Genomic DNA, 24,590 nt, shown 5'->3' with positions numbered 1-24,590 from the left:
CCACCACTGTCGGTGGGGTCTGGTTGACTGGTCGCCGTGGACCTGCCGATCAACCCTCCGGTCGAGCCGATGCTCGCCAAGAGCGTGGCCGAGTTGCCCACCGATCACGGCCTGACCTACGAGCCGAAGTGGGACGGCTTCCGCTGCATCGTGTTCCGCGACGGCGACGAGGTCGAGCTGGCCAGCCGGGGCGGCAAGTCGATGACGCGCTACTTCCCCGAGGTGGTCGAGCAGGCCCGCCGGCAGCTCCCGGCCCGGTGCGCGGTCGACGGCGAGCTGATCGTGATCCGGCGGGACGGCCCGGGCGGGCAGCCGCGGCTCGACTTCGAGCTGCTGGCCCAGCGCATCCATCCGGCCGCCTCCCGGGTGAAGCTGCTGGCCGAGACCACCCCGGCCGACTTCGTCGCGTTCGACCTGCTGGCGATCGACGACGAGCTGCTCGTCGACCAGCCCTATCCCCAGCGGCGGGAGCGGCTGGAGCAGGCGTTGTCCGGGGTGCGCCCGCCGGTGCACGTGACCCAGGTGACCACCGACCCGGAGACGGCCCGCCGCTGGTTCGACGTGTTCGAGGGCGCCGGGCTGGACGGGCTGATCGTCAAGCCGGCCGACCTGCCGTACGAGCCGGGCAAGCGGCTCATGTCCAAGGTCAAGCACGCCCGCACCATGGACGCGGTGGTGGCCGGTTTCCGCTGGCACAAGTCCGGTCCGGTGGTCGGCTCGCTGCTGCTCGGCCTCTACGACGACGACGGGGTGCTGCACCACATCGGCGTCAGCTCCTCGTTCACGATGGCCCGCCGCAAGGAGTTGCTCGACGAGCTGGAGCCCTACCGCGACGTCGGCGGCGAGCACCCGTGGGTGCACGGCGACCACGAGCGGGGTCAGCGCATCCCGGGCGGGGTGAGCCGGTGGACCGGCGGCAAGAACCTGGAGTGGGAGCCGCTGCGCCCGGCGCTGGTGGTCGAGGTGGCGTACGACGCGATGGAGGGCGACCGGCTGCGGCACACCGCCCGGTTCGTGCGCTGGCGTCCCGACCGTGATCCCCGCTCCTGCGACTACGGCCAGCTCGACCGCCCGATCCGTTACGACGTCGACGAGGTGCTGCGCGGCGATCCGGCGGCGACGGTCGGTGACACCCGCGGCCGGGCGTAGCCTGACGGTCGACACGATCATGGAGGGCGCCCACGTGACCCGCTTCCCCGACCGGACCCGCCGGTTCCGGCCCGTCCTGGCTGCGTTCGTCGCGGCGGTGGTGCTCACCGCCGGCTGCACGCTGCCGGCGTTCGCCCCGCGCGCCGAGAGCGAGGGCGAGGCTGCCCCGCCGGGTACCGCTCCGGAGTGGCGGGCCTGCCCGGAGGTGCCCGACGAGCTGGTCGGCCGGGGCGCGGCGGACATGCGCTACGACTGCGCCCGGATCGCGGTGCCGCGCAACTGGGGCACCGGGGCCACCACCGGCGCGACCGCCGGTCCGGGCGCCGGCGAGACGTTCGAGATCGCGCTGATCCGGGCCCGCTCGACCAAGCAGCGCGACCGGATCGGCTCGCTTGTCATCAACCCGGGCGGTCCCGGGGCGTCCGGTGTCGACACCGCCGTCTACCTGTCCTTCGGCCCGGCGTTCGGCGGCCTGCCGACGGCGATCACCGACCGGTTCGACATCGTCGGCTTCGACCCGCGCGGGGTGGCCCGGTCCAGCCCGGTCAAGTGCATCTCCGACGCCGACCTGGACGCCAGCTTCGGCTACGACCCCGACCCGGAGAGCCAGTCGTCGTTCGACGGGTTCGTCGGCCTCAACCGGCGCATCGGCGAGCGGTGCGGCGCGAAGTACGGCGACCAGCTCCCGCTCTACGGCACCGAGCAGGCCGCGCGGGACATGGACGCGGTCCGCGCGGCGGTCGGTGACGACAAGCTGACCTATCTCGGCTACTCGTACGGCACGCTGCTCGGCGCCACCTACGCACAGCTCTACCCGCAACGCGTGCGCGCCCTGGTGCTCGACGGCGCGGTCGACCCGCAGCAGAAGCTGATCGCCGGATCGGAGAGCCAGGCGAAGGGCTTCGAGCGGGCGTTCGACAACTTCGCCGACTGGTGCGCGGCGAACGCCGGCAGCTGCCCGATCGCCCCGGACGCCCGGGGCGCGGTCACCGACGCGATCGCCAAGGCGAAGGTCTCCCCGGTACGCGCGCAGGACGGCCGCAAGGCCACCGCCGGCTGGGTCTTCTACGCGGTGATCTCCTCGCTCTACACCGAGCAGGGCTGGCAGGAACTGGCCCGGTCGATCGACGACCTGCAGGGCGGCGACCCGGACGGCGTGTTCAAGCTGGCCGACTCGTACGCGGGCCGCGAGCCGGACGGGCACTACTCCAACCTGTTCGACGCCAACCTGGCTGTCAACTGCGCCGACGAGACCGAGAAGCCGTCCCGCGAGCAGGTCCGTTCGTTGCAGTCGCAGTGGCGGCAGAAGTATCCGCTGTTCGGTCCCGCGCTGGCGGTGGGGATGCTCGGCTGCGTGGAGTGGCCGGGCGAGCGGGATCCGTACCCGACCGGCCGGGCGAACGGCGCGCCGCCGATCCTCGTGGTCGGCACCACCGGTGACCCGGCCACGCCGTACGAGCAGACACCGGCGCTCGCGTCGATGCTCGGCGTGGGACGGGTGCTGACCTGGGAGGGCGAGGGGCACACCGCCTACCCGCAGACGTCGTGCGTGACGTCTGCCGTGGACGCGTACCTGATCTCGCTCACCGTCCCCCGGGAGGGGCTGCGCTGCCCCGCCCGGTGACGGTGCGGCCGGCGGCCGGGAGCCGGACGCCGGCCGGTCGAACGTCGGCGGTCAGCCGGCGGCCGGGGGCGTCCAGCCCTCCGGGATGTGCCCGATGCGCACCCGCTGCGGGTGGTCGCCGACCGGGACGCTCGCGACCTTCTGCCCGGTCGCGAAGTTGATCGCGGTGACCTGGTCGGCGCCGGATTCGGAGATCACGCAGTCCCGGCCGTCCCCGCTGACCGTGGCCCAGTACGGCTTGCTCGCGGGCACCAGCGGCCCCTCGCGCAGCGTGGCCCGGTCCAGCACGGTGGCGTAGTCGTCCATGGTGCCGGCGACGCAGATCCGGGTGCCGTCGGGACTCATCGACAGGCCGTGGTGCCGGGAGTCGTTGACCCAGGTGGTGCGGTCCTCGCTGGTGGCCGGGTTCTTCGGCAGCGTGGCGACGCGGGTGACCCGGTCGGTGGCCACGTCGTACTCGACGACGCCGTTGAAGAAGGACACCTGGAAGTAGAGCCGGCTGCCGTCGGGGGTGAACACGGCGGGACGGACCGCGTCGGAGAGGTCCCGGCGGCCGGCGGCGTCCAGCCGGTCCCGCATGTCGATCACCTTGACCACCTGGTACGTGCCGGTGTCGGCGACGGTGATCCGGCGGTCGCCCTTGGTCCAGTCGAGCCACGGCGCGTCCAGGTCGGTGTTGACCTCGCCGATGGACATGTTCCACAGCCGGGTGCCGCCGTCGGTGTAGATGTTCTCGTGCGGCTTGTCACCGGCGCCGAACGAGCCGAGTTGCGCGCCGGTGCGGATGTCCAGCACGTGCACCGTGTTGGAGGTGGAGGCGGAGACCGCGACGCGGGTGCCGTCCGGCGAGACGGCCATGTGGTCGGCGCGGTAGCCGGAGACCGGGAACCGCCAGCGCAGCGCACCGGTGGCCAGGTCGATCGAGACGACGTCGGCGAAGCTGGGCCGGGACACCACGAGCGCGGTGCCGTCGGGCGTGGTGTACATGTCGTCGATGAGCTGGTCGTGGCCCTCCCCCGGGCCCTGCCGGATGCCGAGGAAGAACGCCAGCTTGATCGGGTTGAGGTAGATCTCGCGCAGCCGCGCGGCGCGGTCCGGGATCACGTTGATCCGGCCGAGCTTGGCGTAGTCGCCGCGGGACCGGATCACGTCGGCGGTGCCGTCCCAGTTGTTGCCGACGAACATCACCTCCTGGAGCGCTGCCGCGGCGGCGGCCGGCGCGGGCGCGGTCACCAGCGGCGTCGGCGCGACCAAGGCGAGCGCGGCCAGCACGGCCAGGCCGGCGCGACGGCGGCGGGTACGGGACGGGTGCTGTGGCACGGGTGTCATGGACGCCTCCTGGCAGCCGGTACGACATCGACGTTTCTCAGTGGCGCGAGCGGTGTTACCTTGCGGTAACAACCAGGAGAGCAACCGGCCGCCCGCCCGGGCTAGGGATCCGACGCCAACGCCCGCGCGACCCGGTTGTGCCGCGTCGACAACCGGAGGGCGGCGGACGCCGATGACCCGGATCGGACAGGCCCCGACGTTCGGCGCGCTGCTGCGCGACCTGTCCGCCGATCCGGCCGCCGTCGACGAGGTGGCGCGGGCGGCCCGCGCGGACTCCCCCGAGGTGGCCCGGCTGCCGGCCGACGAGGTACGCCGCCAGGTGGTGCTGCTGCTGACCAGCGGCCTGGGCGCGCTGGAACGCCGTGAGGACCCGGCCGGACGTGACTTCGCCGAGGCCCGCCGGCTGGGCGCGGACCGGGCCGCGCAGGGCGTCTCGGTGGCCGGTCTGCTGCGCGGGGTGCAGGCCGGGCGGGACCGCGCGGTGGAGCTGGTGGTCCGGCACGGGCGGGCGGCCGGCATCCCGGACGAGGTGCTGCTGGAGGGGCTGCTCACCATCGGCCGGTACGCCGCGGCGGTGGAGCGGGCGGTGGTAGACGGGCACCGCGGCGCCGAACGGGACCTGGCTCGTACCGGCGCGGCGGCCCGGGCACACCTGCTGCGGCGGCTGCTGCGCGACGGCCCGGCGGGCCTGCCCCCGGCCGAGCTGACCCGGTTCGGGCTGCGGCCGGACGGGCGCTACCACTGCCTGGTCGCCGCGCCGCCCGACCCGGTCCGGGCGTACGCGCTGCACCGGCAGCTCACCGCGCGCGGCGGCCTGCTCGGCACGGTCGGGGACCGGCTGGCCGGGCTGCTGCCGCGACCGCCCGACGCGGTACCGGCCGACCTGCTGACGCTGGTGGCGCCCGCGCAGCCGCTGGCGCGGGCCCCGGCCATGTACGCGCTCTGCCTGGCGGCCCTCGCCACGGCGGCGAACCGGCGGCTACGCGGGCTGCGTCAGGTCACCGACCTGGCCGGGGAGACCGCGCTCGCCGCCCAGCCGCTACTCGCCGAGCTGCTGCGCGGCACGCTGCTCGGCGCGCTCGACCCGGCCGACGAGTTCCACCGGGAGCTGGCCGGCACCGCGCTCGCCTGGCTGCACCACGGCCAGCGGCTGGACCAGACGGCCACCGAGCTGCACGTCCACCCGAACACGGTGCGCTACCGGCTGCGGCGGCTGCGGGAGCTGACCGGCGGGCCGCCGGTCGAGGAGGGGGCGCGGTGCACGGTGCCGGAGACCGTGCACTGGTGGTGGGCGCTGCGGAGCTGGCTGGACGACCGCTGACCACGGACGGCGCAACCGGACGCCGCGCCCCGGCGACGCGGCCGGACGAGCGGCACGACCGGACGACCCGTCGGGACGCCGCCCGGGCGACACCGGCGCGCGGCGCTGTGCCAGGCTGGCCCGGTGACCGAGGTGATCTTCCGGGAGGCGGTTCGCGCCGACCTGCCCGCCGTGCTCGCGCTGCTCGCCGACGACGTGCTGGGCCGCACCCGCGACCTGCCCGAGGTGGACGAGGCGTACGAGCGGGCCTTCGCCGACCTCGACGCGGACCCGCGCAACCATCTGATCGTGGCCGACGACGGCGGGGAACTGGTCGGCTGCTTCCAGCTCACGTACATCCCGGGGCTGGGCCGGCACGGCGCCGAACGCTGCCTGATCGAGTCGGTGCGGGTCCGCTCCGACCGGCGCGGCCGAGGGCTGGGCCGGACGATGATGCGCTGGGCGATCGACCGGGCCCGGGAGCACGGCTGCGCGCTGGTGCAGCTCACCACCGACAAGCAGCGCGCGGACGCGCACCGGTTCTACCGCGACCTGGGCTTCGTGGCCAGCCACGAGGGCATGAAGCTGGCGCTCTGACCCAGCACCGGGCCGCCGCCCGGAGGCGCGCGGCCCGGCACCCGGATCAGTCCTCCGACACGAGCCGGCCGTCGCGCAGTGTGAGCGTACGGTCGGCCAGCTCGATCAGCGCCGGGTCGTGCGTGGCGACGAGCGCGGTCATGCCCCGGGCGTGCACCACCGCACGCAGCAGGTCCATGATCGACCGCCCGGTCTCGGAGTCGAGCTGACCGGTCGGCTCGTCGGCGATCAGCAGGTCCGGCTCGTTCGCCAGCGCCCGGGCCACCGCCACCCGCTGCTGCTGGCCGCCGGACAGCTCGTACGGGCGCTGCGCCGCGTGCCCGCCCAGCCCGACGAGTTCCAGCAGCACCGCGACCCGCTGCTCCCGCTCGGCCGCCGGCACCTTGGCCAGCCGCAGCGGCACCCCGACGTTCTCCGCCGCCGACAGGATCGGCACCAGGCCGAACGTCTGGAACACGAACCCGATGGTGCCCCGGCGCAGCGACAGCAGCTCCCGCTCACCCGCAGCGGTGACGTCGTGCCCGGCCACCCGGATCCGCCCGGCGTCCGGCCGGTCCAGGCCGCCGACCAGGTTCAGCAGCGTGGTCTTGCCGGCGCCGGAGCGGCCCCGGACGGCGACCAGTTCGCCGCCTCCCGCAGTGAACGAGACGTCCCGTACGGCATGCACGGCGTGCTCCCCCTTGCCGAAGGTGCGGCTCACCCCCTCGACCCGGACCACGTCGTCGACGGCCGTCCCCGGCTCCGCCGGCAGCACCACTGTCTGGTCGGTCATCACTCACTCTCCTCGGCGTGCGTCCGGTCGCCGGGGCGCACCTCGACGTGGTCGGGTTCCAGGTTGAGCCGGACCCGGTCGCGCAGGGACAGCGCCTCCACGAACTGCGCCGGCAGTTGCATCCGGCCGGTGCGGTCGAGCACCGCGTACTCCTCGCTGACCATCTCGGTGCCGCCGTCGGCGGTGGCGCGCGCGGTCCGGCGTACCTCGGAGGCGGTCCGGCCGTCGCGGATCGCGACGGTACGGCGGACCTGGCCGGCCACGGCGTGGTCGTGGGTGACCACCACGATGGTGACCCCCAGTTCGGCGTTGATGGTGCGCAGCGCGGCGAAGACCTCGGCGCCGGTGGCCTCGTCCAGTTCACCGGTCGGCTCGTCGGCGAAGAGGATCTCCGGGTCGTTGGCGACCGCCACGGCGACCGCGCATCGCTGCTGCTCGCCACCGCTCATCTGGCCCGGCCGGCGGTCCGCGCAGTAGCCGACGCCGACCATGTCCAGCAGCTCGCGGGCCCGTTCCCGCCGCTTGCGCCCGCCGCCGGCCCGCCCGGCCAGCTTCATCGGCAGTTCCACGTTCTCCAGCGCGGTCAGGTACGGCAGCAGGTTGCGGCCGGTCTGCTGCCAGATGAACCCGACCACGTCGCGCCGGTACGCGAGCCGCCGCTTGTTCGACAGCGACAGCAGGTCGTAGTCGGCGACCCGGGCGATGCCCGCGGTCGGGGCGTCCAGCCCGGACAGGATGTTCAGCAGCGTCGACTTGCCGGAGCCGGACGCGCCGACGATCGCGACCAGTTCGCCCCGGTCGATGACCAGGTCGAGGCCCTGAAGGGCGACGACCTCGACGCCCTCGGTCTTGAAGATGCGCACCAGGCCGTCGCAGACGATGTGCCCGCGCAGCCGGTCGCGCCCGCCGGCCCGTTCGGCGGCCCGCTGGGCGGCGCGCTGTTGCAGCGACGCCAGATCCGGTACGGCAGACGACGGTTCGTCACGCGGCGTGAGACGCGCCGGGCCCGGGTGGCCGGAAGCGGTCGCGGTCATGTCAGCTCTCCTCTCCGAGCCGCAGCACCTCGCCGAGGCGCAACCGGCGGTTGTTCACGGCTTCCACGGTGATCGCGAAGCCGAGGGCCAGCATGGCCAGGACCGACACCCCGGCCACCAGGCCGGGTTCGAAACTAGGGCGCACCTCCACGCCCCCGGTGAAGGCGGGCAGGCCGAGCACCGGCGTGAGCAGCAGCGGCAGCAACGCGCCGACCACCGCCCCGGTGAGCACCGACACCAGCACCAGCGGCGTCAGCTCCACCATCAGCAGTCCGCGCCACTGCCGGCGGGACAGGCCCATCGTGCGCAGCCGGGACAGCACCTGCCCGCGCGAGCGGGCCCCGGCGAGCACCGCGAGCGCGAGCCCCAGCAGCCCCAGCGCGGCGCCGCCTCCGGCACCGAGCACGAAGCCGAACACCAGCAGGCCGTTCACGCCGGTGCCGCCCAGGTCGGCGCGCACGGCCGCACGGGTCGTCACCTCCGGCGCGCGGGCCTTGTCCCCGGCGTCGACCCCGCCGATGCGCAGGTAGCGCCGCTGCCCGTCCCGCGCCACCCGGTCCACCTCGCCCGCGTCCACACCGGACCCGGCGAGCACGAAACCGGTGGGCGCGAGCTGGTGCGGCGCGTCGGCCGGCAACGCCGGCCACGGCAGCACCACGAACCGGCGTACGCCCTCGCCGACGAGCGAGAACCCGTCGACTGTGGCGGCGGTCCGCACCGGCAGCCGGTTGCCCTGCACGTCCAGCCAGGCGGGCCGCTCGCCCCGGGCGTCGGCGAGCCCGGCGTCGGCCAGTTCCTCGGCCACCGCCGGGGACACCAACGCCGGCATCGGCGTGCTCCCGTCGGTGCGGGCCCGCACCGGGTCGGGCACGTCCACCGGTACGCCGGCCTGCCGTGCCACGTCGGCGAACCGCTCCCCGTCCACGAGCACCACGCGCAGCTCGGTGATCGGGGCGGGGCGTCCGGCGCGATCGGAGTACGGGCGTTCGGCCGGCACGGTGAGCAGCGGCGCGACAGCGCGTACCCCGGGCAGCGCAGCCAGCTTCTCCGCGGTGTCCGGCGTGAAGCGCTCCCCTCGTACCAGCAGGTCACCGGGCACGGCCTGGGCGGCGGCGGTGTCCCGGCCGGTCTCGATGCCGGTCGCCACCACGCCGCAGAACGCGGCGGTGGCGACGGCCAGCACCACCACGACCAGCGGCCCGGTGCTCGCGGCCCGGCCCGCCCGGGCGGTGCCGAGGAACGCGACGCTGCCGCGCGCCCGGGCGGCGACGCGGCTGACCAGCCGCAACGGCCAGGGGTACGCGCGCAGCGCCAGCAGCGCCGCCGCGATCGCCAGCAGCACCGGCACGGAGACCAGCAGCGGGTCCACCGAACCGGCGGTGAGCCCGCGGCGGCGCAGCAGGAACGCGCCGAGCACGGCGAGCCCGAGCACTACCACCTCGACGGTGAGCCGGACGGCGGGTGACCGGCCGCCCAGGTCGGCACGTCCACCGGCCCGGCGGCCGACGGCGAGCGCGGCGAGCGGCGGCAGCAGCGTGGCCAGGAGCCCGGCGATCACCACCCAGCGCCACGACGCCCCGGTGCCGGGCAGCAGCCAGCCGATCCCGGCCGCGGCCGGCAGCACCAGCAACGACTCGGCCAGGCCGCGGCGCAGCACCGAGCCGGTCGAGCCGCCGCGTGCCCGGATCAGGTGGAACTCGGCGCGGCGGCGGCGCGCGGCCAGCCGGGCGGCCAGCAGCGTCAGCCCGGCCAGCGTGGCGAGCAGCCCGGCCGCGATGACCGCGAGCAGGGTACGCGCGGCGGCGAGCGAGTCGGCGAAGCGCCGCAGCGGGATGTCCACGCCCTGGGTGAGGGTCATCTCGATCTGGGCGGGCCGGGCCCGGTCCAGCCCGTCGACGCCGGCGATGAGCGCGTCGAGACGGCCGGGTTCGAGCCGGTCCGGGGCGATCCGGTACCGCCAGCCGAAGCTCACCGGCCAGCCGGTCGCGACGGCCTCGTCGACGCCGCCGTCGGCGGTGTAGGCGACACCCACGAACGGGTCGCCGTCGCCCTCGGGCGGGGTGAGCTTCAGCATCGACGGCAGCGTGTCCCAGACGCCGTCGGCCGGGTCGTTCGGCCGCCACACGCCGACCAGTGCGACCGGGAGGGACTTGAGCACGTTGTCGTCCGGGTCGAGGATCAGGAGCAGGAACCGGTCGCCGGTCTTCACGCCGAGCGTGCCGGCGATCGTCTCGGCGAGCGTCACCTCGACCGTGCGGGCCGGGGCGACGGGACGTTCCGGCCACCGCCCGTCGACCAGTGTGGCCGCCTCCTTGATGCCGGTTCCGGCGCGCAGGTGGACGTCGATCAGGCCCTTCTCGGGGGCGAGTGTCGGGCCGCGCAGCCGTCCGGGCACGGTCTGGGCGACGTACCAGCGCTGGCCGACGGTGTCCCGGACCACGCCGGGCATCGCCCCCTCGATCCCCGCCAGCTCGGCCGCGTGACCGGTCACGGCGGTCCGGGTCGACGGCGGGAACGCGGTCGGCGCGGTGCTGTACGTGAGGTCGCGGCGGGCCACCGGCTGCCCTGCGACGTACTCGGTGAGCCCCTGCCCGGTCAGCCGGTCGGCGACCCGGGGCACGCCGGTGATCAGCAGGGCGGTCACCAGGGTCAGGACGGCGAGCAGCAGGAACTGCCCTCCGTATGCGCGTACCCGGCGCGCGGCACCAGGAAGGCTCATCGTTCTCCTCCGATCCGGAGCTGCGCGGCGGCGACCCGCTGGCGGATGCCTGTGGTGATGAGGGCGGCGAAGGCGAGCGCGGCGAGCAGCAGCCCGGCGGCGGTCGCCCCGATCGGCACCCAGGGCACCGTGAAGGCCGCCTCGGGCACCGGCCGGCCGGCGGCCGGGGTGAGGATCACCAGCGGCACCATGGTGGCCGCGACGAGGGCGCCGACGAGCATGCCGACGCCGACGCCGATCGCGGCCAGGAACGTCTGTTCGGCGAGGTACGCGCGGGCGAGCAGCCGGGTGTTCGCGCCGAGCGTGTTGAACACGGCGAACTCGGTGAGCCGGCGCCGGGTGGTGGCCCAGACGTCGACCGCCAGGCCGACCAGCGCGAGCAGCACCGAGCCGAGCGCGGCGGCCAGCAGGCCGGTGCGCGCACCCTGCCAGTACGGATCCTCGGCGGCCTCGGCGGCCACCGCCCGCCGGTCCAGCAGCACCGTGCCGCCGGTCGGGGCGAGCGCATCAGCGGCGGCGGTGTGCCCGCCGGGCGTGGTGCCCAGCCACCACTCGGCCACCGGCCGGACGCCGCCACTGCGTTCCAGGAGCTGCGTGGTGGCGGTGGGCAGGTCCACCAGCACCCCGTCGCCCCCGGTGCCGGGGATGGCGGCGACCTGGCCGACCACTGTGACCTCGAGCGTCACCTCGGCGACCGACAGCTTGACCGTGTCGCCGGTCTTGACGCTCATCGCGGCGGCCACGCCGGGGGTGACGAGCACCGGTACCGGACGGTCCGGCACCTGCGGCACCAGCGCGAACCGGGACGAGGGGATCCGGGCGAACTGCAACAGCCCGGCGGGTACGTCGAAGCCCTGCGTCCCGTCGATCCGGGTCGGGCTCGCCTCGGCGGTGTCGCGGGGCCCGGCGCCCGGGTCGATCACCCGCCACGCCCCCTCCACCGGCACCGGCAGGGCCGCCCCGGCGGCGTCGGTGAGGCGCAGCTCGTCCAGCAGCAGCCGATAGGAACTGCCGGTGGCGTCGCCGCCGTCGGCCTCGACGCCGGCCAGGCGCAGCGGGGCGCCGCCGCTGTCCGGCAGCGGAACCGAGAAGCGCACCGGCTTCCCGTCGCCGCCGGCCTCGGCGAGCCGGACCCGCCAGGTGGCCCCGGCGTCGGTGGTGAACAACGCGGTCACCGCCACCCGCGGCCGGCCGAACATGCTCTCCACAGGGGTGCGCACGGTGCCGGACAGCGTCTTCGCCCCCTCGGGCAGGACGCCGCCGGCCGGCGCGGTCCGGCCGTTCGCGAGCCGGTCCAGCAGGGCGCCGGTGGACGCGTCGCCGCCGGCGTCGTCGAGCCGGATCAGCCCCTTCGCGGCGGCGGCGTCCAGCGCCACCACAGTGGCCGGCCGCGCCTCACGACCCACCCGTACGTCGTCGCGCCAGGCGGGCAGCACCCGGTCCACGCCCGGTACGGCGGCCAGCTGGGCGGCCCGGTCCACCGGGGCGGTGCCGTCCCGTTCGGTCAGCCGCAGGTCCGCGCCGACCGTGTGCTGCGCCTGGTCGCGCTGCGAGCGTTCCCACGAGGCCACCAGCGACCAGGCGAGGGTGCTGCCGCCGACGGCGAGCGCGAGCAGCAGCACCGGCCCGGCGTGCGGGCGCCGGCCCGCCTGCCACATGCCGAACATGGTGGCGTTCCACGTGCGCCGGTCGACGAGGCGTTCCGCGAGCCGGGTGGTCGGCGGCAGCAGCCGCAGCGCGATCACCGCGCCGGCCAGCACGCCGATGGTGGGCGCGGCGGCCAGCAGCGGGTCGATGCCGAGGCTGCCGTTCGCGCCGGCGAGCGGCGAGGAGTACTGCCGCAACTGGGTCCAGGCGAGCACGGCGAGGGCCACCAGCGCGATGTCCACGCTCGCCCGCTGCACTGCCGCTCCCCGGGTGGGCCGGGACCGGGACGCCATGTCGGCGACGTACGTGCCGGCCCGGCGCATCGCCGGCAGCACCATGGCGAGCAGGCAGCCCACCGCCGCGCCGACCGCCACCACCCACACCCGGGCCAGGTCGCCGTCGGCCAGCCCCAGGTCCGCGCCCAGGTAGTGGATCGCCTGCCCGGTCAGCGCCGGGGCCAGCAGCAGCGCCGGCGCCACCACGAGCGTCGCCTCGCGTACGGCCAGCCCGGCGATCTGCCCCCGGGCGGCGCCCCTGGCCCGCAGCAGGGCGGTCTGCGCCCGCCGGTCCTCGTTGAGCAGCGCGGCCACCAGCACCAGCGCGTACCCGCCGAGCACCACGATCAGCAGCAGCGGGGTGAGCAGCGCGGACCGGCCCACCAGGTCGGCCCGGCTGAGCCGGTCGACGAGCCGGTCCAGGTGGCTGACCTGCTGTGTCGAGGAGCCGAGGCCGGTGGCCTCGGGCAGCTTCCCGGTGATCTCGTCCAGCGCGGTGGTCACGGCGGGCAGCCGAGCCGGCTCGACCGCCACCAGGTCGGGGTCGACCACCCAGGCCGCCGAGGTGGAACCCGGGAAGGTACGGGCGAAGTCGGCGGGGTCGAGCGCGAACGGCCCGTACGAGGTGATCTCCGCGTCGCCCTGGCTCTCCCCCACTCCCGGGGCGAGACGCCAGTACGCCTCGGACGCGTCCCGTGGGCGCCACGTGCCGACGACCACCACTGTGCCGGCGCGTTCGGCGCCCCTGTCGTACAGCGGCACCCGCTCCCCGACCTCCAGGCCCAGTTGCGCGGCCACCTTCTCCGGCAACGTGACCTGCAACGGGTTGCTGCCGGGCACCGGCCACGCCCCGGCGGCCAGTTCGGCGTGTGCCGGCAGGTCGTCGAGCGTGGCCAGGTTGGCGAACATCGGGTCGTCGTCGGTACGGGCGGCACCCACGTCACCGGTCAGCTCCCGCCCGGTGCCGGCGCGGCTCGAGGCCACGGTGACCGGAGCACCGCCGAGGCCGTCGGCGAACTGTTCCCGTACCGCCCGGTCCCGCTCGGCGAACGCGGCGGCGTCGGCGCCACCGGAGCCGCTGATCAGCAGGCTGCGCTCCTCGGCCGGGGCGGCGTCGAGCACAGCCCGCGCGCCGGCCTCGACCGCCCGGCGGTTGTAGTCGGAGAGCCCGGTGACAAGCGCGACCGCGACGAGTGCCGCGACAGCGGCGGCGAGCAGCAGCCCACGGGCCTCTGTCGCCCGCCTCCACACCAGCTTCATCCGACGTCCTCTCCCTGGCCCCGGCGGGCCGATGCCGAGAGAGAGCAGTGACGCCCCGGAAAAGGTTCGCGCCCGTTACATGATCGTTATCGGCCTACCGCCCCACCGCCGCCCTCCCCGCCCACCTCCTCGTCGATCTTGGAGTTGTGGCGCCTCGAATGCGCCTTGTGTGGCTTTTGCGAACGACCACAACTCCAAGATCGACGGGGAGCGCCGGGCGAAAGGGGACGGCTGTCCACAGGGGCGGACGGGAGGGGCGGTGGGGCGGGAGGGTGGGCGGGTGGGGCGGGAAGGTGGGCGGGTGTGGCGGTACGGGGAGTTGCTGGCGGGTGGGATGAGCCGTGGGGCAGTCCGGCACCAGGTGGAGGCGGGACGGCTGGGCCGGCTGGGCCGGGGTGTCTACGGCTGCGCCGACGACGAGACGAGCCGGTTGCGCGCCCTGTTCCGGCGGTTGCCGCCGGGAACCGTCGCGGGGTTCCACACCGGCGCGCTCCTGCACCGGTTCGGGGCGGTGTCCGACGACCGGGTGCACGTGATCGTGCCGCCCGGCGTGAGTGCCCGGCGGATCCGGGGCGTGGCGGCGCATCAGACGGTGCTGCCGGTGCCGGACGCGGTGGAGATCGCCGGCATCCCCTGTGCGCCCGCCGCCCGCTGCGCCGTGGACCTGGCCCGGGTGCTCCGGCGGGCGGACGCGCTGCCGGTGCTCGACCTCTGCCTCCGCGCCGGCGCCTGCCGCCGCGAGGACCTGCTCACCGAGGTGACGCGGCACGCCGGCCTGCGGGGAGTACGACAGGCGGGGGAACTGGTCGCGCTCGCCGACCCGCGTTCGGAGTGCCGTCAGGAGAGCCAGTTACGCCTGTTGCTGATCGACGGCGGACTGCCGCCTCCGGAGCCGCAGCTGTGGGTTTCCGACCGGGACGGGATCCCGATCTACCGCCTCGACCTGGGCTATCGCGACCAGCGCATCGGCCTGGAGTACGACGGCGGATCCCACCTCGCCCCCGGCCGCCTGCACCACGATCGCTCCCGGCTCAACTGGCTGGCCGAGCACGGCTGGCGCATGCGGGTCTACACGGCCACCGACCTTTACCGCCGCCCCCGGCACGTCGTCGCTTCGGTCCGGGCCCTGCTGACCGCCTCCGGCTGAGCCGCGGTCACCCGAGCACGACGCACGCCGCGCGCCGCGCCGCCCGAGCACGCCGCGTCCACCCGCCGGCAGGGAAACGGCGAGGCGAGGTCAGGGGCGGGGGCGGTCGCGGTCCTTCGACGGCTGGACCCGCTTCGGCTCGCCGGGCATCTTCGGATATTCAGGTGGATAAGGCATGTCGCCCAGCCCGTCGGCGGCGTCCCGCTCGGCCCACTCCAGCAGCGGCGTGATGTCCCACGCTGTGTCGTCGATGCCGGCGTGCGGGTCGCCGCGCTCGGCGAACCGGGCCGGCACCGTGCCCAGGTGGAAGTCGTCCGGGTCGACCTCGGGCAGCTCGTCCCAGTCGACCGGGGTGGAGACGGTGGCGCGGGTGTTGGCGCGCAGCGAGTACGCGCAGGCGATGGTGCGGTCGCGCGCCATCTGGTTGAAGTCGACGAAGACGCGTTCGCCGCGCTCCTCCTTCCACCAGGCGGTGGTGACCAGCTCGGGGCGGCGGCGTTCCAGCTCCCGGGCCAGTGCGATGGTGGCGCGGCGTACCTCCACGAAGGTCCAGCGCGGCTGGATGCGCAGGTAGACGTGCACGCCGCGGCCGCCGGAGGTCTTCGGCCAGCCGGGCACGCCCAGCTCGTCGAGCAGACCGCGTAGCTCACCGGCGGCGGTCACCGCGTCGGCGAAGTCGGTGCCGGGCTGCGGGTCGAGGTCGACGCGCAGCTCGTCGGGGCGGTCGGTGTCGGCGGCGCGCACCGGCCACGGGTGGAACACCACTGTGCCCATCTGCGCCGCCCAGGCCACGTGGGCCAGGTCGGCCGGACACAGCTCGTCGGCGGGGCGGCCGCTGGGGAAGGCGATCCGCGCGGTGCTGACCCACGGGGGTACGCCCCGCTGCGGCACCCGCTTCTGGAAGAACATCTCCCCCTCGATGCCGTCGGGGAAGCGCTGGAGCGTCGTCGGCCGGTCGCGCAGGGCGCGCATGATCCCGTCGCCGACGGCGAGGTAGTAGCGGAAGACGTCGGCCTTGGTGAAGCCCCGCTGCGGGAAGATCACCCGATCGGGGCTGCTCAGCCGCACCGTGTGCCCGGCTACCTCGATCTCCTCGACCGCACCCTTGCCCGCCATCACGCGACCATATGCGATGCCACCGACACCCGACGTACCGTTGAGGGGTGAGTCTTTCCGACAACGAACTGCCCCGTACCGAGGACGAATGGCGCGTGCGGCTGAGCCCCGAGGAGTTCCGGGTGCTCCGCGAGGCCGGCACCGAGGCGCCCTGGACCGGTGAGTACGTCGACACCAAGACCCCCGGCGTCTACCACTGCCGGGCCTGCGGGCTGGAACTGTTCCGCAGCCAGGACAAGTTCGACTCGCACTGCGGCTGGCCGAGCTTCGACGATGCCATCCCGGGCGCGGTCAAGGAGATCCCTGACAACACGCTCGGCATGCGGCGCGTGGAGATCCGCTGCGCGCGCTGCGACAGCCACCTCGGGCACGTCTTCGAGGGTGAGGGCTTCACCCCGAAGGACACCCGGCACTGCGTGAACTCGATCTCGGTACGGCTGGAGCCCAGCGCCGGCTGACGACGGCGTCACAGCCGCAGCAGGCCGCCGGCCTCGTCCACCTGGTCGGCGGCCTCGTCGTCCAGCCACACCCCGCCGGTGGCGAGGTAGCGGAAGCGGTACTCCCCCGGCTTCAGCCGGACCGTCACGGTACGGGTGCCGTCGCGGCGCGGCACCAGCTCGTGCCGGCCGGGCTCCCAGCCGTTGAAGCAGCCGACCACGCTCACCGTGCCGGCCGGGGTGTCCCGGGGCAGCGAGAACGTCACCCGGGTCTGGTTGCCGAAGAGCTTGTTGCGCTTGATCACGAATCCTCCGGGGAGTTTCGGCGGTCACCGGGGTCAACGCGCGACACGCCGGGAGCGACTCGCCGTGGGGCCGGATCAGGTTCGCCGGTTCCGGTTGCTCGATGGTGTCGTCTGCGCGACTCTCGGATGACAGGTCCGTTTTCGGGGGGTTTCGCATGGCTGCCTGCGAGGTTTGCGGTAACGACTACTGGATGGCGTTCGAGGTGCGCACGGTCGACGGGTCGCGGCACACGTTCGACTGTTTCGAGTGCGCGGTGCACAAGATGGCGCCGATCTGCGAGCACTGCCAGATCAAGATCGTCGGCCACGGCGTCGAGGTCTCGGGCCGCTTCTTCTGCTGCGCCCACTGCGCCCGCGCCGTCGAGGGCGAGCAGGGCGCCGAGGTACGCGACGCGGTCGGCGCCCGCCCCGCCTGACGCGGGCGCTCGCGGGGCACCACCGGCGTCGATCTCCGTCTAGCATCCCTCCGGTGTCCCGACGGTTGATCATCGCGGCGGCTCTGACCGCCGTCCTCGCCGGCTGCTCTCCCGCCACCGAGCCCGCCACCGAGCCCGCCGCCACCCCCGATCCGGCCCTCGTCGCGCCCTCACCCACCGACGGCGGGGCCGCCGCGGCGCTGCGCGACCGGTACGCCGCAACCGGCAGCCTGGCCGGCCTTTCCGAGAAGCCCGAGAACGCCAGCGAGCAACTCGACTCCGACGGCGTCGCCTGTGGTCGCCCGCTGCCCCTGCTCGACCGGCGGCTCGTCGTGTCGACCCGGGTCTTCGGCACGCCGGAGGGAACACCGGCCGGCGAGTTCGTCGAGGTGGCCCAGGAGACGGTGGTCTACCCGGACGAGGCGACCGCCGCGGACGCGGTACGGCAGGTCTTCGCCGTACTGGAGGCGTGCGAGCGCGACGAGGAGGCCGGCCAGGTCACCACCGGCCACACCGCCGGGAAGCTGCCCGCCGGGCTGGGCGTGTCGGGCCGGATGGTGTCGGCCACCATGACCCTGTCCGACGGCACCCGTTTCCCGCACCGTTACGGCTGCCTCCAGCAGGGCCGGGTGACCCAGTGCGTCTGGGTGTGGACCCGCTCGGCGGCCGACACCGGCACCTGGTTCGAACGCGCCGTCACCGCCACCGCAAGCGGGCTGCGCGCGTCGAAGGGCTGAGCCGCGCCGGCGCGGCGCGGGCGGAGCCGGCACGCCGAACCACGTCGGCCCGGCACGCCGAGCCGCCCGGGGTACGCACGACCGGCCGGAGACGCACCACCTAACCTGGGCCGATGCCCGTCGAGTCCCACCTGGCAAGCTTCGCCGACCTGGACACCAGCACCTTCCACGACCTGCTCCGGCTGCGCATCGACGTGTTCGTGGTCGAGCAGTCCTGCCCGTACCCGGAACTGGACGGCCGGGACGTCGAGCCCGGCACCCGCCACCTGTGGCTGAGCAGCGACGGCGCCGTGGTCGCGTACCTGCGGATCCTGGCCGACCCCGGCGGCGTGGCACGGATCGGGCGGGTGGTGGTGGCGCCGGCGGCCCGCGGCGCGGGCCTGGCCGGCGCGCTGATGACCGAGGCGCTCGCCGTGGTGGGTGACCGGCCGTGCGTGCTGGACGCGCAGACGCACCTGGTCGGCTTCTACGCCGGGTTCGGCTTCACCGTCGACGGCCCCGGTTACGTCGAGGACGGCATCCCGCACACCCCGATGCGCCGCGACCCCACTGATTGACGTTTGTCGATTTTTATGGCAGCGTGCGGGCGGAGCCGCCACGCGGGAGAGGGCAACTCCCGACAGTCCGGGCGTCGTGCACCGACACCCATCCCGGAGGCTTCCCATGTCCACTCCGTACCGCCGCCCGCTACCGCTCGCGGCGGCGATCCTCGCCGTCTGCGCGGTCGTCGCGGCGCTGCTCACCACCGCGTTCTCCGGTCCGGCCTCGGCGCACGGGTCGGTGGTCGACCCGGCCTCGCGCGCCTACAGCTGCTGGCAGCGCTGGGGCGGCGACTTCCAGAACCCGGCCATGGCCACCCAGGACCCGATGTGCTGGCAGGCGTGGCAGGCCGACCCGAACGCCATGTGGAACTGGAACGGCCTGTTCCGCGAGGGCGTGGCCGGCAACCACCAGGGCGCCATCCCGGACGGGCAGCTGTGCAGCGGCGGCCGCACCCAGAGCGGCAGGTACAACGCGCTCGACACGGTCGGCGCCTGGAAGACCGTGCCGGTCACCAACAACTTCCGGGTCAAGTTCTTCGACCAGGCCAGCCACGGCGCCGACTACATCCGGGTGTACGTGACCAAGCAGGGTTTCAACGCGCTCACCTCGCCGCTGCGCTGGAGCGACCTGGAACTGGCCGGCCAGATCGGCAACACCCCGGCCAGCCAGTGGACGCGTGAGGTGGACGGCGTGTCCATCCAGATCCCGGCGAACGCGCCCGGCCGCACCGGCCGGCACATCGTCTACACCATCTGGCAGGCCAGCCACCTGGACCAGTCCTACTACCTGTGCAGCGACGTGGACTTCGGCGGATCCGGCCCGACCACCCCGCCGACCAGCACGCCGCCCACGAGCACGCCGCCGACCAGCACCCCGCCGACGAGTACGCCGCCCACCAGCCCGCCGCCGACCACGCCGAACCCGGCCGGTGGCTGCACCGCGACGTACGCGATCACCGGTTCGTGGGGTGGCGGTTTCCAGGCCGACGTGAAGGTGACGAACAACAGCGGTTCGCCGATCCGCGGCTGGTCGGTGAGCTGGAACTACCAGAACGGCCAGCAGGTCAACTCGGCGTGGAACGCCACTGTCACCACGAGCGGAACGCTCGTCACGGCACGCAACGTGGCCTACAACGGCTCGCTCGCGCCGGGCGCGAGCACCTCGTTCGGCTTCACCGGCTCGGCCGGCGCGACGAACCCGGTGCCCGGCATCCTGTCCTGCACGACGACCGCCTGACGGCTGCCGTCCCGGTCGGGGCCCTGCTTGACACCGTCGTGGTGTTAAGCGGGGCCCCTTCCTCTACCGCAGGCGTTAAGCAGGGGCCCTTCCTTTCACACCAGGCAGGTGACGATGTCGGCGACCGGGCGGCGGCGGCCGGTGTAGAACGGGATCTCCTCGCGTACGTGCCGGCGGGCGCCGGAGGCGCGCAGGTCACGCATCAGGTCGACGATCCGGTGCAGCTCGTCGGCCTCGAACGCCAGCATCCACTCGTAGTCGCCGAGCGCGAACGAGGCGACCGTGTTGGCCCGCACGTCCGGGTAGCCCCGGGCCATCTTGCCGTGCTCGGCCAGCAGCTCACGCCGCTCGGCGTCGGGCAGCAGGTACCACTCGTACGAGCGCACGAACGGGTAGACGCACAGGTAGGCGCGCGGCTGCTCGTCGGCCAGGAACGCCGGGATGTGGCTCTTGTTGAACTCGGCCGGGCGGTGCAGCGCCATCTGCGACCAGACCGGGGTCAGCGCCCGGCCCAGCGTGGTGCGGCGGAACCGCAGGTACGCGTCCTGCAGCGCGTCGCTCGACGACGAGTGCCACCAGATCATCAGGTCGGCGTCGGCGCGCAGCCCGGCCACGTCGTACGTGCCCCGGATCGTGACGTCCTTGCCGGCCAGCTCGGTGAAGAGCGACTCGACCTCGTCGACGACGTTCTCCCGTAGCGACGGCAGCGGGCTGGTGGCCCGGTACACCGACCACATGGTGTAGCGGATGGTCTCGTTGAGCTCGCGCAGCCGCGCCGCGTTGGTCTGCTCGGTCATGCTGCCGATCCTTCCAGTGCCGTGATGATCTCTTCGGCCGCCGTCTCGCCGGAGCGGACGCACACCGGGATGCCGACGCCGTCGTAGCCGGCCCCGGCCACCGCAAGCGTCGGGCAGGCGGCGCGCAGCGCCGTCCGGACCGCCGCCACCCGGGCGGTGTGCCCGGGCGTGTACTGGGGCAGCGCGCCACCCCACCGCTGCACGTGCCGGGCCACCGGGGCCGGCAGCGGCGCGCCGAGCACCGCCGACAGCTCCCGGTGCACCGTGTCGGCCAGGTCGTCGTCGGTGAGTTGCAGCGACGTCTCGTCGCCGTACCGGCCCACCGAGGCGCGCACCAGCGCCAGCCCGTCCGGCCGCCGCAGGTGCCCCCACTTGGTGGTGAAGAACGTGGACGCCTTGATCGTCAGCCCTTCGCCCGCCGGGACCAGGAAGCCGGACAGCTCCGGCAGGGCCGGGCCGGGCAGCGCGAGGGTGATCAGGGCGACGCTCGCGTAGTCGAGCGCGCCGACCGTGCCGGCCGCCTCGGGCGCGGCGGTGGTGAGCAGCCGGGCGGCCGGGCGGGCCGGCACCGCGAGCAGCACCGCGTCGGCCTCGACGTGCTCGGCGTCGCGGGTCGGCCCGACGGTGAGCCGCCAGCCGGACGGGGTGCGGCGCAGCTCGCGTACCGCGGCGCCGCGGCGGATCGTCGCCCCGCTCGCCGTCGCCGCCGCCTCGACCAGCGTGCTCAGCCCACCGGCCAGGGTGCCGAAGACCGGTGCGCCGGGCGCGCGCGGCGCGGCGGCCTGCGCGGCGCGTACCGCACCGACCAGCGTGTGCTCGGCGCGAGCCGCGCGGGCCAGCGCCGGCATCGTGGTGACGAGTGACAGGTCGTCGGCCCGCCCCGCGTACACACCGCCGAGCATCGGGTCGACCAGCCGCTCCACCACCGCGTCACCGAGGCGCTTGCGGACCAGCTCACCGACCGAGGTGTCCTCGTCCTCGGCCAGCAGCGGGTGGCCCGCGTCGCGGTCGGCGTCCGCGGCCGGCGGCGCGACCGCCGCCACCTTGTCCAGATCCCCGGGTACGCCGACGAGCGTGCCGCCCGGCACCTGGCGCAACGCGCCGTCGACGAGCAGGGCGGCCTGCCCGACTGTGGGGTGCACGATCGAGGCGTCCAGGCCGAGGCGCCGGGCCAGCGTCACCGCCGCCGACTCGCCACCGGCCGGGTCGCGCATCAGGAACGACTCCGCGCCGAACTCGACCGGCCCGCCTGCGAGCTCACCGGTGAACAGCTTGCCGCCGAGGCGACCGGACTGCTCGTACACGGTGACCTCGGTGCCCTCGGGGGCCCGGTCGCGCAACCGGACGGCGGCGGCCAGCCCGGTGATCCCGCCACCGACGATCGCCACCCGCCACGGTCGCACCACTGTCTCCTCCTAGCGCTCCGGTCGCGCGGTCAGCTCGTGTACCAGCGCGACCACCCGGGTCAGCACCTCGGGGTCGGTCTCCGGCAGGACGCCGTGACCGAGGTTGAACACGTGGCCGGGAGCGGCCCGGCCCTGCTCGACGATGCGCCGCACCTCGGTCTCCACCGCCGGCCAGGGGGCGAGCAGCACCGTCGGGTCGAGGTTGCCCTGCACCGCCTTGTCCGGCCCGATCCGGCCGGTGGCGACGTCCAGCGGGGTCCGCCAGTCCACGCCCACCACGTCGGCGCCGGCTTCGCCCATCGCGCCGAGCAGCTCGCCGGTGCCCACCCCGAAGTGGATCCGCGGCACACCCGCGTCGGCGAGACCGCCCAGCACGTACGTCGAGTGCGGCAGCACGAAGCGGCGGTAGTCGGCCTCGGAGAGCGCGCCGGCCCACGAGTCGAACAGCTGCACCGCGGAGACCCCGGCGTCGACCTGCACCTGGAGGAACGCCAGCGTCACCTCGGCCAGCCGCGCGCACAGCGCGTGCCACAGGTCCGGGTCGCCGTACATGAGCGCCTTGGTCTTGGCATGGGTCCGCGACGGCCCGCCCTCGACCAGGTAGCTGGCGAGCGTGAACGGGGCGCCGGCGAAGCCGATCAGAGGGGTGTCGCCCAGCTCGACGACGAGCCGGCGGACCGCCTCGTCCACGTACGACACGTCGTCCCGCCCGATCGGGGTGATCCGCTCGACGTCGGCGGCGGTACGGACCGGCTCGGCCACCACCGGGCCGGTGCCGGGCACGATGTCCAGGTCGATGCCGGCCGCGGCGACCGGCACCACGATGTCGCTGAACAGGATCGCCGCGTCCACGCCGTGCCGGCGCACCGGCTGCAGCGTGATCTCGGTGACCAGCTCGGGCCGGCGGCAGGACTCCAGCATCGGCACGTTGGCCCGGATCTCCCGGTACTCCGGCAGCGACCGGCCGGCCTGGCGCATGAACCAGACCGGGGTGTGCGGGCCCGGCTCGCGCCGGCAGGCGCGGACGAAGGGCGAGTCGGCCGGCCCGCCGCGGCGGGGTTCTCCGTCTCGGGCGGCAGTGCCCGTGGTGTCGGTGGTCATCGCGGCCATCGTGCCACGCCCCCGGCGCGCGCCCGCGCTCACCGTCCGCATTTGTGACGTAGAAGGAAGGGCCCCCGCTTAACGCCTCCGGTAGCGGAAGGGCCCCTTCTTAACCGTCGATCACCCGGCGTGCCGTCGCGCGCCGTGCGGTGGGCGCGGCATAGGCTGCCCGCATGGCCCCCCCGATCGCGCTCCCGGAAACGTTCGCTCGCGCGGTCGCGGGGCTGCGATCGGTGACACCCCGCCCGGAGATCGTCCTGGAGGAGGTCGGCGCACCCCAGCGGCTGGCCCCGTACGCGTTCGCGCTCTCCGCCGCCGTGATGCGCGACGACGACGAGGTGGCCACCGGCCGGCTGATCCTGCTGCACGACCCGGCCGGGCACGAGGCGTGGCAGGGCACGCTGCGCCTGGTCACGTACGTCACCGCCGAACTGGAGGTCGACCTGGCCAGCGACCCGCTGCTACCAGGCGTCGGCTGGACCTGGCTGACCGACGCGCTCGACGCGCAGGGCGCCGGGCACCGCGCGATCGGCGGCACCGTCACCCAGACGCTCTCCACCCGGTTCGGCGAGCTGGCCGGGCCGCCCGCCGCCGGTGACATCGAGATCCGCGCCTCCTGGACGCCGCTGCGCGCCGACCTGGGCCCGCACCTGCTCGGCTGGTGCACGCTGCTGGCCTCCACGGCCGGCCTGCCGCCGCCCGGCGTCACCGCGCTGCCCACCCGCCGCGCAGCCGGCGCCGCCTGACCGGCACCCCGCCCGGGGACACACGAAAGGCCGCCCCGGACGAACCGGGACGGCCTTCGGTGGACGCCGGTCAGAGGTAGTTCTCGGCCTCGTCGCAGATCTTGTCCAGACCCTTGCTGGCCGCCTCGAAGGCAGCCCGGTCGCCGCGCGACGCCGCCGCCATGGCCGTGGTCAGCTTGTCCAGGCAGTTCGCGATGACCTTCTTCTGCCGGGCCTGCTCGTCCCTGTCGTTCTTGGTGCCGGTCAGATCCTGCTGGGTGTCCGACAGCCGCTCCTGGACCGCCTTCAGCTCACCCTTGAGCTTCTCCATCTCCTGCTGGTTCGCCGAGATCGTGCCGTCCCGCTGGCTGACCGTCTGCCGGGACTCGTCCAGGTCGCCGTTCGCCGAGACGTACAGGAAGGTCATCACGCCGCCGAAGACGGACAGCAACGCGGCCACCAGGCCGAGCACCAGCGGCGCCCACCTCCGGCCGCCGGCCGGCGCGGCGCCCACCGGGCCGTACGGGCCGGGCGGCCCGGACATCGGCGGCGGCGCGAAGCCGGGGCCGGACACCGGCGGAGCGGACGCCGGCGGGACCGACATCGGCTGCGCGTAGCCGGGCCCGGAGACCGGCGGGACGGAGACCGGCGGCGCCGACATCGGCTGCGCCGGCGGGGGCACCGGGGCGGCGCCGGGCGCGTAGCCCGGCTGTCCCGGCGCGGTGGGCTGGTATCCGCCGTACCCGGGGGCGCCGTCGGGCGCGGCGGGCTGGTGCAGGGTCGGCGCGGGCTGGTTCGGGTCGTACTGCTGGGGCGCGGGCCGGCTGCCGTACACGTTGCCGTAGACCGTGCCCCCCGGCGCCGGGGGCGGGTTGTCGCCCCCGGCCGGTGGGTAGGACATGTCGTTCCTCCAGATGT

The 24,590-nt window shown here is 74.6% G+C and carries 22 protein-coding genes; 11 read left to right on the top strand and 11 right to left on the bottom strand.

Features of this window, described 5'->3' with window-relative positions; all coding sequences use genetic code 11:
- Positions 1–36: 36 nt before the first annotated feature.
- Positions 37–1,149 carry an ATP-dependent DNA ligase gene (locus NMK34_RS09650; protein WP_318333086.1) on the top strand — a complete coding sequence of 371 codons (1,113 nt, stop codon included), beginning with the start codon at positions 37–39 and terminating at the stop codon, positions 1,147–1,149.
- Between the two features lie 19 nt (positions 1,150–1,168).
- Entirely contained in the window at positions 1,169–2,773 is a 1,605-nt protein-coding gene (locus NMK34_RS09645; protein WP_318333085.1) for an alpha/beta hydrolase, read from the top strand.
- Between the two features lie 51 nt (positions 2,774–2,824).
- Here the strand turns inward: NMK34_RS09645 and NMK34_RS09640 are convergent, their stop codons facing one another.
- Positions 2,825–4,102: a YncE family protein gene (locus NMK34_RS09640; protein WP_318333084.1), complete on the bottom strand. Its 1,278-nt coding sequence runs from the start codon at positions 4,100–4,102 to the stop codon at positions 2,825–2,827.
- Between the two features lie 172 nt (positions 4,103–4,274).
- Here NMK34_RS09640 and NMK34_RS09635 point away from each other — a divergent pair, with 172 nt between their 5' ends.
- Together NMK34_RS09635 and NMK34_RS09630 are read left to right on the top strand one after the other, a co-directional pair.
- Positions 4,275–5,423 carry a helix-turn-helix domain-containing protein gene (locus tag NMK34_RS09635; RefSeq protein ID WP_318333083.1) on the top strand — a complete coding sequence of 383 codons (1,149 nt, stop codon included), beginning with the start codon at positions 4,275–4,277 and terminating at the stop codon, positions 5,421–5,423.
- Between the two features lie 123 nt (positions 5,424–5,546).
- On the top strand, positions 5,547–5,999 hold the full coding sequence (locus NMK34_RS09630; protein WP_013284835.1) for a GNAT family N-acetyltransferase: 453 nt from the start codon (positions 5,547–5,549) through the stop codon (positions 5,997–5,999).
- A gap of 46 nt (positions 6,000–6,045) precedes the next feature.
- Here NMK34_RS09630 and NMK34_RS09625 read toward each other — a convergent pair whose 3' ends face one another.
- Genes NMK34_RS09625 through NMK34_RS09610 form a run of 4 tightly spaced genes read right to left on the bottom strand, consistent with a single transcriptional unit; the run spans position 6,046 to position 13,706 of the window.
- Positions 6,046–6,771 (bottom strand): ABC transporter ATP-binding protein, encoded by a 726-nt coding sequence (locus NMK34_RS09625; protein ID WP_318333082.1) that lies wholly within the window; start codon positions 6,769–6,771, stop codon positions 6,046–6,048.
- The gene (locus NMK34_RS09620) at positions 6,771–7,805 is read right to left on the bottom strand and encodes an ABC transporter ATP-binding protein (protein WP_318333081.1); all 1,035 of its coding nucleotides are present in this window, start codon (positions 7,803–7,805) and stop codon (positions 6,771–6,773) included. The genes NMK34_RS09625 and NMK34_RS09620 overlap by 1 nt, the downstream gene beginning before the upstream one ends.
- A gap of 1 nt (position 7,806) precedes the next feature.
- On the bottom strand, positions 7,807–10,524 hold the full coding sequence (locus NMK34_RS09615; protein WP_318333080.1) for an FtsX-like permease family protein: 2,718 nt from the start codon (positions 10,522–10,524) through the stop codon (positions 7,807–7,809).
- Complete coding sequence (locus NMK34_RS09610) at positions 10,521–13,706, bottom strand: FtsX-like permease family protein (protein ID WP_318333079.1); 3,186 nt, start codon at positions 13,704–13,706, stop codon at positions 10,521–10,523. The genes NMK34_RS09615 and NMK34_RS09610 overlap by 4 nt, the downstream gene beginning before the upstream one ends.
- Positions 13,707–14,040: 334 nt before the next feature.
- Here NMK34_RS09610 and NMK34_RS09605 point away from each other — a divergent pair, with 334 nt between their 5' ends.
- Entirely contained in the window at positions 14,041–14,853 is an 813-nt protein-coding gene (locus NMK34_RS09605; protein WP_318333078.1) for a hypothetical protein, read from the top strand.
- A gap of 90 nt (positions 14,854–14,943) precedes the next feature.
- Here NMK34_RS09605 and ligD read toward each other — a convergent pair whose 3' ends face one another.
- The gene (gene ligD / locus NMK34_RS09600) at positions 14,944–15,969 is read right to left on the bottom strand and encodes a non-homologous end-joining DNA ligase (RefSeq protein WP_318333077.1); all 1,026 of its coding nucleotides are present in this window, start codon (positions 15,967–15,969) and stop codon (positions 14,944–14,946) included.
- A gap of 47 nt (positions 15,970–16,016) precedes the next feature.
- On the opposite strand from ligD, the gene msrB reads away from it, so the two are divergent.
- Positions 16,017–16,427 carry a peptide-methionine (R)-S-oxide reductase MsrB gene (gene msrB / locus NMK34_RS09595; RefSeq protein WP_013284828.1) on the top strand — a complete coding sequence of 137 codons (411 nt, stop codon included), beginning with the start codon at positions 16,017–16,019 and terminating at the stop codon, positions 16,425–16,427.
- 8 nt (positions 16,428–16,435) lie between these two features.
- Here the strand turns inward: msrB and NMK34_RS09590 are convergent, their stop codons facing one another.
- Positions 16,436–16,711, bottom strand: a complete 276-nt coding sequence (locus NMK34_RS09590; RefSeq protein ID WP_013284827.1) for an isoamylase early set domain-containing protein — start codon at positions 16,709–16,711, stop codon at positions 16,436–16,438.
- A 155-nt stretch (positions 16,712–16,866) separates the two neighbouring features.
- Here NMK34_RS09590 and NMK34_RS09585 point away from each other — a divergent pair, with 155 nt between their 5' ends.
- The 4 genes from NMK34_RS09585 (at position 16,867) to NMK34_RS09570 (ending at position 19,643) form a co-directional block, all read left to right on the top strand.
- A complete protein-coding gene (locus NMK34_RS09585; RefSeq protein WP_013284826.1) occupies positions 16,867–17,127 on the top strand; it encodes a hypothetical protein in 261 nt (86 codons plus the stop codon).
- 53 nt (positions 17,128–17,180) lie between these two features.
- Positions 17,181–17,864 carry a hypothetical protein gene (locus tag NMK34_RS09580; RefSeq protein ID WP_318333076.1) on the top strand — a complete coding sequence of 228 codons (684 nt, stop codon included), beginning with the start codon at positions 17,181–17,183 and terminating at the stop codon, positions 17,862–17,864.
- Positions 17,865–17,977: 113 nt separating this feature from the next.
- Positions 17,978–18,421 (top strand): GNAT family N-acetyltransferase, encoded by a 444-nt coding sequence (locus NMK34_RS09575; protein ID WP_318333075.1) that lies wholly within the window; start codon positions 17,978–17,980, stop codon positions 18,419–18,421.
- A gap of 106 nt (positions 18,422–18,527) precedes the next feature.
- Complete coding sequence (locus tag NMK34_RS09570) at positions 18,528–19,643, top strand: lytic polysaccharide monooxygenase (protein ID WP_318333074.1); 1,116 nt, start codon at positions 18,528–18,530, stop codon at positions 19,641–19,643.
- 95 nt (positions 19,644–19,738) lie between these two features.
- Here NMK34_RS09570 and hemQ read toward each other — a convergent pair whose 3' ends face one another.
- Genes hemQ through hemE form a run of 3 tightly spaced genes read right to left on the bottom strand, consistent with a single transcriptional unit; the run spans position 19,739 to position 22,956 of the window.
- The gene (gene hemQ, locus NMK34_RS09565; protein ID WP_318333073.1) at positions 19,739–20,440 is read right to left on the bottom strand and encodes a hydrogen peroxide-dependent heme synthase; all 702 of its coding nucleotides are present in this window, start codon (positions 20,438–20,440) and stop codon (positions 19,739–19,741) included.
- Complete coding sequence (gene hemG / locus NMK34_RS09560; protein WP_318333072.1) at positions 20,437–21,846, bottom strand: protoporphyrinogen oxidase; 1,410 nt, start codon at positions 21,844–21,846, stop codon at positions 20,437–20,439. The genes hemQ and hemG overlap by 4 nt, the downstream gene beginning before the upstream one ends.
- A 9-nt stretch (positions 21,847–21,855) precedes the next feature.
- Positions 21,856–22,956 (bottom strand): uroporphyrinogen decarboxylase, encoded by a 1,101-nt coding sequence (gene hemE / locus NMK34_RS09555; RefSeq protein ID WP_318333071.1) that lies wholly within the window; start codon positions 22,954–22,956, stop codon positions 21,856–21,858.
- Positions 22,957–23,120: 164 nt separating this feature from the next.
- On the opposite strand from hemE, the gene NMK34_RS09550 reads away from it, so the two are divergent.
- A complete protein-coding gene (locus NMK34_RS09550; RefSeq protein ID WP_135238966.1) occupies positions 23,121–23,693 on the top strand; it encodes a DUF3000 domain-containing protein in 573 nt (190 codons plus the stop codon).
- A 70-nt stretch (positions 23,694–23,763) separates the two neighbouring features.
- On the opposite strand, the gene NMK34_RS09545 is transcribed toward NMK34_RS09550, so the two are convergent.
- Positions 23,764–24,573: a hypothetical protein gene (locus tag NMK34_RS09545; RefSeq protein WP_318333070.1), complete on the bottom strand. Its 810-nt coding sequence runs from the start codon at positions 24,571–24,573 to the stop codon at positions 23,764–23,766.
- Positions 24,574–24,590 lie beyond the last annotated feature (17 nt).

It is taken from the genome of Micromonospora sp. BRA006-A, from assembly GCF_033433935.1.
Lineage (GTDB): Bacteria > Actinomycetota > Actinomycetes > Mycobacteriales > Micromonosporaceae > Micromonospora > Micromonospora aurantiaca.
The sequence above is the reverse complement of the archived record's forward strand: the minus strand, read 5'-3'. Positions and strand labels throughout refer to the sequence as shown.